The sequence below is a fragment of the Clostridium sp. DSM 8431 genome, assembly GCF_900116755.1.
GTDB lineage: Bacteria > Bacillota > Clostridia > Clostridiales > Clostridiaceae > Clostridium.
This window is the reverse complement of record NZ_FPBY01000126.1, coordinates 1-10,018: the sequence shown is the minus strand read 5'-3', so window position 1 is coordinate 10,018 and position 10,018 is coordinate 1. Positions and strand designations below refer to the sequence as shown.

General features: G+C 29.9%; 5 protein-coding genes, 1 rRNA gene and 1 pseudogene. All 7 read right to left on the bottom strand.

Translation table 11 applies throughout. From position 1 onward, the window contains the following. Positions 1 to 125: 125 nt before the first annotated feature. Positions 126 to 1,217: a glucose-1-phosphate adenylyltransferase subunit GlgD gene (gene glgD, locus BM384_RS12295; protein WP_090014001.1), complete on the bottom strand. Its 1,092-nt coding sequence runs from the start codon at positions 1,215 to 1,217 to the stop codon at positions 126 to 128. A 30-nt stretch (positions 1,218 to 1,247) separates the two neighbouring features. Continuing rightward, positions 1,248 to 2,408 carry a glucose-1-phosphate adenylyltransferase gene (locus tag BM384_RS12290; protein ID WP_090013999.1) on the bottom strand — a complete coding sequence of 387 codons (1,161 nt, stop codon included), beginning with the start codon at positions 2,406 to 2,408 and terminating at the stop codon, positions 1,248 to 1,250. A 165-nt stretch (positions 2,409 to 2,573) separates the two neighbouring features. Further along, positions 2,574 to 4,385: a glycoside hydrolase family 13 protein gene (locus tag BM384_RS12285; RefSeq protein WP_090013998.1), complete on the bottom strand. Its 1,812-nt coding sequence runs from the start codon at positions 4,383 to 4,385 to the stop codon at positions 2,574 to 2,576. A 13-nt stretch (positions 4,386 to 4,398) separates the two neighbouring features. After that, positions 4,399 to 6,834 (bottom strand): glycogen/starch/alpha-glucan phosphorylase, encoded by a 2,436-nt coding sequence (locus BM384_RS12280; RefSeq protein ID WP_090013996.1) that lies wholly within the window; start codon positions 6,832 to 6,834, stop codon positions 4,399 to 4,401. 18 nt (positions 6,835 to 6,852) lie between these two features. Then, the gene (gene glgA, locus BM384_RS12275) at positions 6,853 to 8,289 is read right to left on the bottom strand and encodes a glycogen synthase GlgA (protein WP_090013995.1); all 1,437 of its coding nucleotides are present in this window, start codon (positions 8,287 to 8,289) and stop codon (positions 6,853 to 6,855) included. Positions 8,290 to 8,560: 271 nt separating this feature from the next. Further along, positions 8,561 to 9,772: pseudogene (locus BM384_RS12270) on the bottom strand (SulP family inorganic anion transporter); the annotation flags it as partial. Positions 9,773 to 9,924: 152 nt separating this feature from the next. Beyond that, a 5S ribosomal RNA gene (gene rrf, locus BM384_RS12265) occupies positions 9,925 to 10,018 on the bottom strand; the annotation flags it as partial.

The window sequence follows — 10,018 nt, the reverse complement described above, 5'->3', positions numbered from 1 at the left end:
CGGTTGGCACTATCAGCCCCCGTTACGGACTTTCACCGATTAGTGCACGCCCATGCTGGGCGCACAAAGAAAGATGATTCCTAACTAGTTTAAGGAATCATCTTATACAAACAATCTATAATTTTCTATTTTCCAATCACTACTGGCTCATCTTGTGCCCCTATAAAACATTCAAATTCCTCTACTTTAGCCCCTTTATCTGTAATAACATTACTTAATCTTACGTTTTTATTTATATCAGAGTTTTGCAATATTATAGAATCTTCAATTTTGCATCCTTTTTTTATATGAACTCGTCTTCCTATTATTGAATTCTTTACTTCCCCTTCAATATAACAACCATTAGCAATAATTGAATTCTTCACTTCACTATCGTCTGTATAAATAGTTGGGCCTTCATCTTTTGTTTTTGTTAGTATAGGCCTATCTTTATCAAATAATTCATTCCTAATTTTCTTATTAAGTAATTCCATATTAATTTTATAATATGAATTTAATGAATTAACACAAGCTACATACCCCTCAAATTCATAGCATCTAATATTAAGTTTATCTACATTTTTACTTATATATTCCTTAACCTTTTTATATAATCCATTTCTTATACTCTTTAATACTATATCTATAAATAAGTCAGTAGACATTATATACATTTCCATGCTTATATTTTTGTTTGACGCACTTCCTGTATTTTTTTCTACTGAAACTAATTTTCTATTTTCATTAATATTTAATACATCACAATTCACAAAAAATTCTTTTGCCTTATTTGTTTTCTTATAAACTAATGTTATATCATTTCCTAATCTCTCGTGTTCTTTAATTACCTTAGTATAATCAATATTACATATCATATATGATGGTGCTAAAAGCACGTACTTCTTATTACTATTCTTTAAAAACTCTAAATTATCTGCAAAAGCATGAATATCATCATAAGCTGGATCTTCATTACTAAAATTAAAAAGCCTAAGACCATTTCTTCTATGAAGATCCCATGGACGTCCATTCTTCAAATGATCAACTAAAGCTCTTGAATTCTTCTTAACAAATATATTTATATTTTCTATTCCTGAATTAGTCATATTAGAAAGTACAAAATCAATCACTCTGTACCTTGCTAATATAGGAGTAGCTGCTAAATTTCTTTTCTTAACAAGTTCCCCCATATTTCTTTCATCTTCATCTAAATTAATTATTCCTAAAAAGTTATTCACTCCTATCTCCCCCCTCAATACAAGTACATTTTAAACTGTTGTGCATGCTTCAACTAAAGTTCCAGACTTAATATCTTCCTTAGCTGCTACAACTGCAATTTCTTCACCATTTCCAACTATAGCTCCTCTTCTTATATTTGCACCTGCTCCAACTATAGCTTTATTAATAGTTACATTATCCCCAATCTTAACATTTGGCATAATAACTGAATCTGTAACAACTGAATTCTTACCAATAGAAACTCCTTGGAATATAACTGAGTTATTAACGTCTCCCTCTATATAACAACCTTCAACCACCAATGACTTCTTTACTTTAGCCTCTTCTCCTATATATTGTGCTGGACTACTATGATTTACTGAGTAAATACGCCATTCTTCATCATATAGATTTAATTTATTATCCTTTGAAAGCAAGTCCATATTAGCTTCCCATAGACTGCTGATTGTACCAACATCCTTCCAATATCCTTCAAAAGGATAAGCAAACATATTTAAATTTTCATCTATCATCTTAGGAATTATATTTTTACCAAAGTCATTACTAGAATCTTTATCATTCTCATCATCCTTCAAGTATTTTTTTAGAGTTTTCCAGTTAAATATATATATACCCATAGAAGCTAAATTACTTTTTGGGTGTTTTGGCTTTTCTTCAAATTCATATATAGACATATCATCATTAGTATTCATTATTCCAAATCTATCTGCCTCTTCCTTTGGAACTTCAATAACAGCTATTGTAGCATCAGCATTATTTTTCTTATGGAAACTTAACATTTTAGAATAATCCATCTTATATATGTGATCTCCTGAAAGTATTAATACATACTCTGGATCATATCTATCAACAAATTCTATGTTTTGATATATAGCATTTGCAGTTCCTTTATACCAATTACCACCCTTTTCTTTCTGATATGGTGGCAGTACACTTACTCCTCCATCTCGCCTATCAAGATCCCATGGATTACCTATACCTATATGTGCATTTAATTCTAGAGGCTTATATTGAGTTAATACACCTACAGTATAAATTCCAGAATTAGAACAATTACTTAATGGAAAATCTATAATTCTATACTTTCCTCCAAACGGAACAGCAGGTTTAGCTACACTCTTTGTTAATACTCCTAATCTAGAGCCTTGTCCCCCAGCTAGGATCATCGCTACTATCTCTTTTTTACTCATAAGTATTATCTCCTTTCTTATTTCTTAAGTTCTTACTATTAATACCTATGAGTCTTAAAGATGATATATACATATTTTTTATTATATTTAAAAATTTTTTTACATTTTATATGTTAGTAGACATAAAAAAACTGCTACACCATTTCAGCATAGCAGCAATTTATATTACTCTTTGATTACAATTCTATAGCTCATCTTTTCTACTAAGAATAAATCATTAGATTCATTCGAATTATCATTAGTATCAGTTAAGCCTTTATTTGATACTTCTTTTATTCTTATATTCTTATCTTCATCTAAGTTATTTAATAAGATAATTATAACTTTATTTTTATACTCCCTCTTTATCACAACTACTTCATTGTTATCCTCAATTTCAAAACTTCCCTTTTTCAATACTTCATTATCATTTCTAAATCTAATAATCCTCTTATACATATTTAAAATTTCTTTATTTTCTTTTCCCCATGGATATGCCTTTCTATTATAAGGATCTTTTCCACCTGAAAGTCCTACTTCATCTCCATAATATACAAGGGGAACTCCAGGGAAAAACATTTGAATGGCTACAGCAAATTCTAATAACTTTTCATCTTCATTTAATACTGTAAAAATTCTTTCAGTGTCATGATTTCCAAGTAAGTTCATATTACTATAAAAATTATCAAGTGGATAATTTTCATAGATACTTTTAACTCTATTTACAAACTGATCTGACCCTATTTCTCCTTTAGTAAATCTTATTATATTATCTCTCAAAGGATAATTAGTAACAGAATCTAGTTCTTTACCATATAGATATCTTCTCTGCTCAGAATAGCTGACTTTATTTGATGCATCTTCCCAGACCTCGCCTATTAATACGCTATCCTTATTAACTTCTTTCATTCTCTTTTTCAATAACTCTATAAAATCATCAGGCAATTCATCAGCCACATCTAATCTCCATCCACTTGCTCCCATCTTAAGCCATCTTGCGACTATTGAATCTTCTCCTGTTACTATATAATTTAAATATCCTGGGTTTAATTCATCAACATTAGGCTGATTTTTAAATCCCCACCAACATTCATATCCATCAGGGAAATCAAAAAATCTATACCAATTATAGTATTTTGATTCCTTTGATTGATATGCTCCAACGCTATCATAATTGCCAAACTTATTAAAATACTTACTATTCTCACCTGTATGACTAAATACTCCATCTAAAATAACTCTTATCCCATTTTTTTTAGCCTTAATACATAATTCCTTAAAGTCCTCTTCAGACCCTAACATCCTATCTATCTTTTCATAATCACCAACATCATATTTATGACAGCTTACTGATTCAAAAATTGGGTTAAAATATATTATAGTTATCCCTAGCTCACTAAGGTAAGGAATCTTTTCTATAACACCTCTTAAGTTTCCTCCATAAAAATCCCATCTAGCAATTTCACCATGTGCTCCTCTTATGTACATTGGATTATCATACCAATTAGAATATATAAAACTATTCTTTTTTCTATTGTATATTACTCCATCTCTGTTACCATTAAAAAATCTATCTGGAAAAATTTGATATATAATCCCCTCCTTATACCACTCTGGTATATACGATTCTTCATAAACAGTTATTTGATAAGGAACAGGGTCGTTATAATAAATCTTTCCCTCTCCTCCTAAAGCCTCGTTATTATTTCCATAATAGAAATATCTTTCTCCCTTTTTCAAAGAAAAATAATACTTATTTAATCCCCATATATTTGACGTATCAATTTTTACAGAAAATAAAGTTCTATTTCCAGAATCGCCTTCCCAATTCATTTTTAAATACTTCTTTTTTCCAGAAAAATTAATAATGTTTATAAAGGCATCTACACCTTTATCTACTAATATTTTTATATTTATTTCAGTTCCTACCGGTACTGCACCAAATGGGCTTCTATACTGACTAACATGTGAATTATGGAAGGCAAAATCATGTTCCATTTTTACAGTCCCCCTATAAATTCTTATAAATTAACTCAGAACCCCATATTCCTGTCGCATATTGTTGTATAGTCCTATCTGATGAAAATACTCCTGAATGCGCTATATTTATACCGCATATCTCCTGCCACTTATACTTATTTTTATATAGATCATTAATCCTACTTTGTGCATTTAAGTATGAATTAAAATCTTTCAATACATAAAATTCATCATTATATGTGATGAGGTTCTCATAAATACTCTTAAATCTTTCTCTGTCGCTATTATAAATTCCATTAATTAAATCATTAACTACCTTCTTTATTCTTCTATCTTCATTACATATATCTATAGAACAATATCCTCCATTTTGAATGTAATTTAAAACTTCTCTAGCATTCATACCAAATATAACTATATTATCTTTTCCTACTTCATCAGCAATTTCAATATTAGCTCCATCAAGGGTTGCTATAGTTACAGCTCCATTCATCATAAACTTCATATTAGATGTACCAGAAGCTTCTTTTGTAGTTGTTGATATCTGTTCACTTACATCTGCTGCTGGAATAATATCTTCTGCAAGAGATACCTTATAGTTATCCATAAAAACAACTTTTATCTTATCATTAACTCTCTTATCTGCATTTACTGTATCTGCTATACAATTTATAAGTTCAATAATGTTTTTAGCTAAATAATATCCTGGTGCTGCTTTTCCTGCAAAAATAAAAGTTCTTGGTTCTATATCTAAGTTTGGATTTTCTATTAATTTATTATATAGATCCATAATTCTTAAGCAGTTCAATGTCTGTCTCTTATACGCATGAATTCTCTTAACTTGAACATCAAAAATAGAATTTGGGTCAACTACTATATTATTTTTTTCATAAATTCTATCTGCAAGTTTTCTCTTATTAACTTGTTTAACTCTATAAAGCTCCTCCTGCACTGACTTATCATGAATGTGTTTTTCAAAATATATTAAATCAGTAGGATGCTTTATAAAACTATCACCTATTGTTTCAATTAACAAATTAGATAGTCCTGGGTTAGATTTTAAAAGCCACCTTCTATGTGTAATTCCATTAGTTTTATTATTAAATTTATTAGGATATAAGTAATATAAATCTCTCATTTCCTCTTTTTTAAGTATATCTGTATGAAGCTTTGCAACTCCATTAACACTGTGGCTTCCAACAACAGCTAAGTTAGCCATTCTAATTTGACCATCTGCTATTATAGCCATTCTATTAATCTTATCATTTTGATCCACATATTTAGTTAAAAGTTCTGCACAAAATCTCCTATTTATCTCTTCTATAATCATATAAATTCTTGGTAGAAGCTTTCTAAACATATCTATTGGCCACTTTTCCAATGCCTCTGCTAAGATAGTATGATTAGTATAAGAAATACAGTTAGTTGTTATTCTCCATGCTTCATCCCATGGAATACCTTCCTCATCAAGCAAAATTCTCATAAGTTCAGGAATAGCAAGGGTTGGATGGGTATCATTAATATGAACTGCTATTTTTTCATCTAGTAACAGCATATTTCCCCCATGCTTTCTAAAATGTCTTATTATACTCTGCATTCCAGCTGATACAAAGAAATATTGTTGTTTTAACCTTAACATCTTTCCTTCATAGAAAGAATCATCAGGATATAATACTTGGGATATAGCTTCAACAGAATTCTTATATTCAATTGCCTTTAAAAAATCTCCTCTACTAAAAGAAGAATAGTCAAACTCATTAGATACTGTTTCTGCACTCCAAAGCCTTAAAGTATTTGCAACATCATTTTTATAACCTACTATTGGAGTATCATATGGAACAGCTAAAACTGGTTCAAAATTAACATGTGTAAAAGTTAAATTACCATTTAACTCCTGAACCTTTACCTCACCACCAAACTTAACTATTTCAGCTTTATCTGGCTTTCTTTTTTCCCATACATTCCCCTCTTTTAACCAGTTATCTGAGACTTCAACCTGCTTCCCGTTTATTATTTTTTGTTCAAAAAAGCCATATTTGTACCTTATTCCACAGCCATTTCCTGCTATATTTAAAGATGCCATAGAATCTAAAAAGCAGGCTGCAAGTCTTCCAAGTCCCCCGTTTCCAAGTCCCTGGTCTTGTTCAAGTTCTTCAAGTTCCCTTAAGTCTATATTTAAATCTGCAAGAGCATCTCTACATACATCCATTATTCCGAGGTTCATTAGTACATCTCCTAGTAATCTTCCTAATAAAAATTCCATTGAAAAATAGTATATTTGCTTTTCTCCAGTACGATTATATTTCTTGTTAGTATTCATCCATGTTCTAATTACATAATCTCTAATTAAGCTACCTAATGCTTCATATTTTTGTTGATTATTACCTTCTTCTATTTCTTCACCATGCAAATTCTTATACTTATTTTCATAGGCCTTTTTAAAAGTCTCCTTATCTATGGTCAGCATACTAATCCCCTCCTAGAATTACGCTTCGATGATTTCTTTATATAATTTACAATATTCATCTGCTGATTTATCCCAACTATAGTTAGATTTAATTGCTTGCTTAACAATTGAACTCCAGCTCTCCTTATCTTGATAAACCTCTAAAGCATATTCTATTATCATCAATAGTTCATTAGCATTAAAATTACAAAAACTAAATCCATTTCCTTTTCCATTGTATTTGTTATATGGTGATATAGTATCCTTTAAACCACCTGTTTCCCTGCCTATAGGAACTGCTCCATATCGTAAAGCAATAAGCTGTCCTAAACCACAAGGTTCTAATAATGAAGGTTTTAAGAACATATCACAACTTGCATATATCTTATGTGCCAATGCTTTATCATATTTAATATTAGTAGATACCTTATCTTTATATCGACTTTGTAATCCCTTAAAATGTTCTTCATATTGTTTATCTCCAGTTCCTAGTATTACTAGCTGAACATTGTGTTGGAGTAATCTATCTGCAATATTTATTATTAATTCTAAACCCTTTTGATTATTTAGTTTTGATACAAAGCCAAGCATAGGAATGTCCTTATTTACAGGAAGAGATAAATCTTTTTGTAATTGGAGCTTATTCAGTTGCTTACTTTCAATTAAATTTTCCTCATCAAAGACTTTATATATATCAGGATCTTTTTTAGGGTCATACTCATCGTAATCAAGTCCGTTTAATACTCCCCTGATATTAAACTCCTTTTCTCTTAAAAGACCATCAAGTTTTTCTCCATACTGAGGTGTTTTAACTTCATCTGCATAAGTGTTACTTACAGTTGTAATCTTATCTGCAAAATTAAGTCCACCCTTCATAAAACTTAATCCACCATAAAATTCAAGGCTTCCATTATTAAATAATTCCATATCATATTCAAATAAATCAGGTAAAATATCAGGAGAAAATACACCTTTAAACATCATATTATAGAAAGAAAATACTGTTTTAATGTCCTTATAATTTTTCTTTTTAGCATACTCATATTTCAACATAACAGGAATCATTCCAGTTTGCCAATCATTACAGTGAATAATATCAGGTTTCCATCCAACTTGTTCAATTAAATTTAAAGTAGCTTTATTAAAGAAGGAAAACCTCTCTGCATCATCTTCATATCCATATTCAGATTCTCTATCAAAGTAGTATTCATTATCTAAAACATAATATATTACATTATCTTTTTCATATTTTAAAACACCACAATACTGATTCCTCCATCCTAGTTTAACTGTATACCACTTTACAAACTTTAATTTCTTTTTTATGTCTTCATCCATGTTTTTATACTTAGGAATAACAACTCTTACATCTATGTTCTTCTTTCTTAAAGCCTTTGGAAGAAAACCAGTTGTATATCCAAGTCCTCCTGTTTTTATAAACGGATACGCCTCTGAAGCTACTAACAAAACCTTCATTAAATTCCCTCCTCTACTATCCATCTTATATAAAGATTCTAAAAACAAATCATATATAATACTTTTTTCAATAGAAAACCACAACACTTCCTACCACATATTTATCTGTATTCATATATAATCTATTCAATGAAAGAATCATTTATTATTTACTTGAAAAAAAAGTATAAAAAAAAGAAGATTCAAAACTGAATCTTCTCAAGTATATTAAATATTAATAAGAAAGACTTACTCCCTTACCTGAATCTAAAATTTTTACAAATACAAAATGAACAATCATAGAAACTACTATTGCTACTACTAAGTTAAATATAACTGTTAAAGCAAAAGTTAATAGAACTTCTACCATACTATATTTATTAGCAGAAATTAATTCTTTTATTTCTTCTATATTGCACATATTATATGCTACAACTATTAAGATTGCACCTAATACTGTTAATGGTACATATTTAATTAATGGCATTAACAATTTCATTATTATTAATAAAATGATAGCACTTACAACACCCGCAATTGGAGTTCTTCCTCCATTCTTTACATTTGCTGCTGTTCTTGCTATAGCTCCTGTTGCTGGAAGCCCTCCAAATAATGCTGAAAATATATTAGCAAGTCCTTGTCCAACTAATTCAGTATTAGAATCATGCTTCTTATCTATCATTCCATCAGCTACAACTTCAGATAATAGTGATTCTATAGCTGCTAAAAATGCAATTGTCATAGCTGGTCCTATTAATGAAATAATCTTATTTACCCCTATACTTGGTACTGTTGGTACAGGAATAGCTGAAGAAATTTCTCCAAATTGAGATCCTATAGTATTTACCGGTAATGCAAATATTGCTGCAATTAATGATACTACTATTAAAGCAACTAATGATCCCGGTACCGATTCACTAAACTTAGAAACTCCAATTATTATAATTATTGATATAATACCTAATACTAAGCTCCACATATTTGTTGATGCTAAGTTTAATATGTACGCTCTCCACTTTGGAAGAAAATCTGATGGTAAGTTAGCTATACTTAACCCTAAAACATCTTTAACTTCTGTTGTAAATAAAGATACTGCAATTCCTGCTGTAAATCCTACTGTTATTGTCTTTGGAATAAATTTTATCAAATCTCCTAAATTTAACAACCCAAATAATATTAATATAATTCCAGCCATTATAGTTGATATTATAAGACCATCGATACCATGCTTTTCTATAATACCATAAACAATAACAACAAAAGCAGCTGTTGGTCCCCCGATTTGAACTCTACTTCCACCAAATAATGAAATGAATAATCCTGCTACAATAGCAGTAATAAGTCCTTTTTCAGGTGTAACACCAGATGAAATACCTAATGCTACAGATAGTGGTAATGCAATGATTGCTACTATGATTCCTGCGACTACATCTTTTAAAAATTGCTCCTTAGTTAACTCTTTTTCCTTATGTTTTATAATTGAAAATAGTTTTGGTTTTTTTATAAGTTTAGGCGCTTTCATTTGCTTCTCCTTCATATTTAATTTTATTTATTTTTTATTTTTTCCATTTTTTCTTTAATAACATTAAAATCCCAGAAACTTTCATTATCTACGCAAAAAAAAAGGATAGAATTACTATCCTCTTTGTAACATTTACCTGGCAACGTCCTACTCTCCCGCACAGTCTCCCGTGAAGTACCATCGGCGCTGTAGAGCTTAACTGTCCTGTTCGGAATGGAAAGGAGTGTT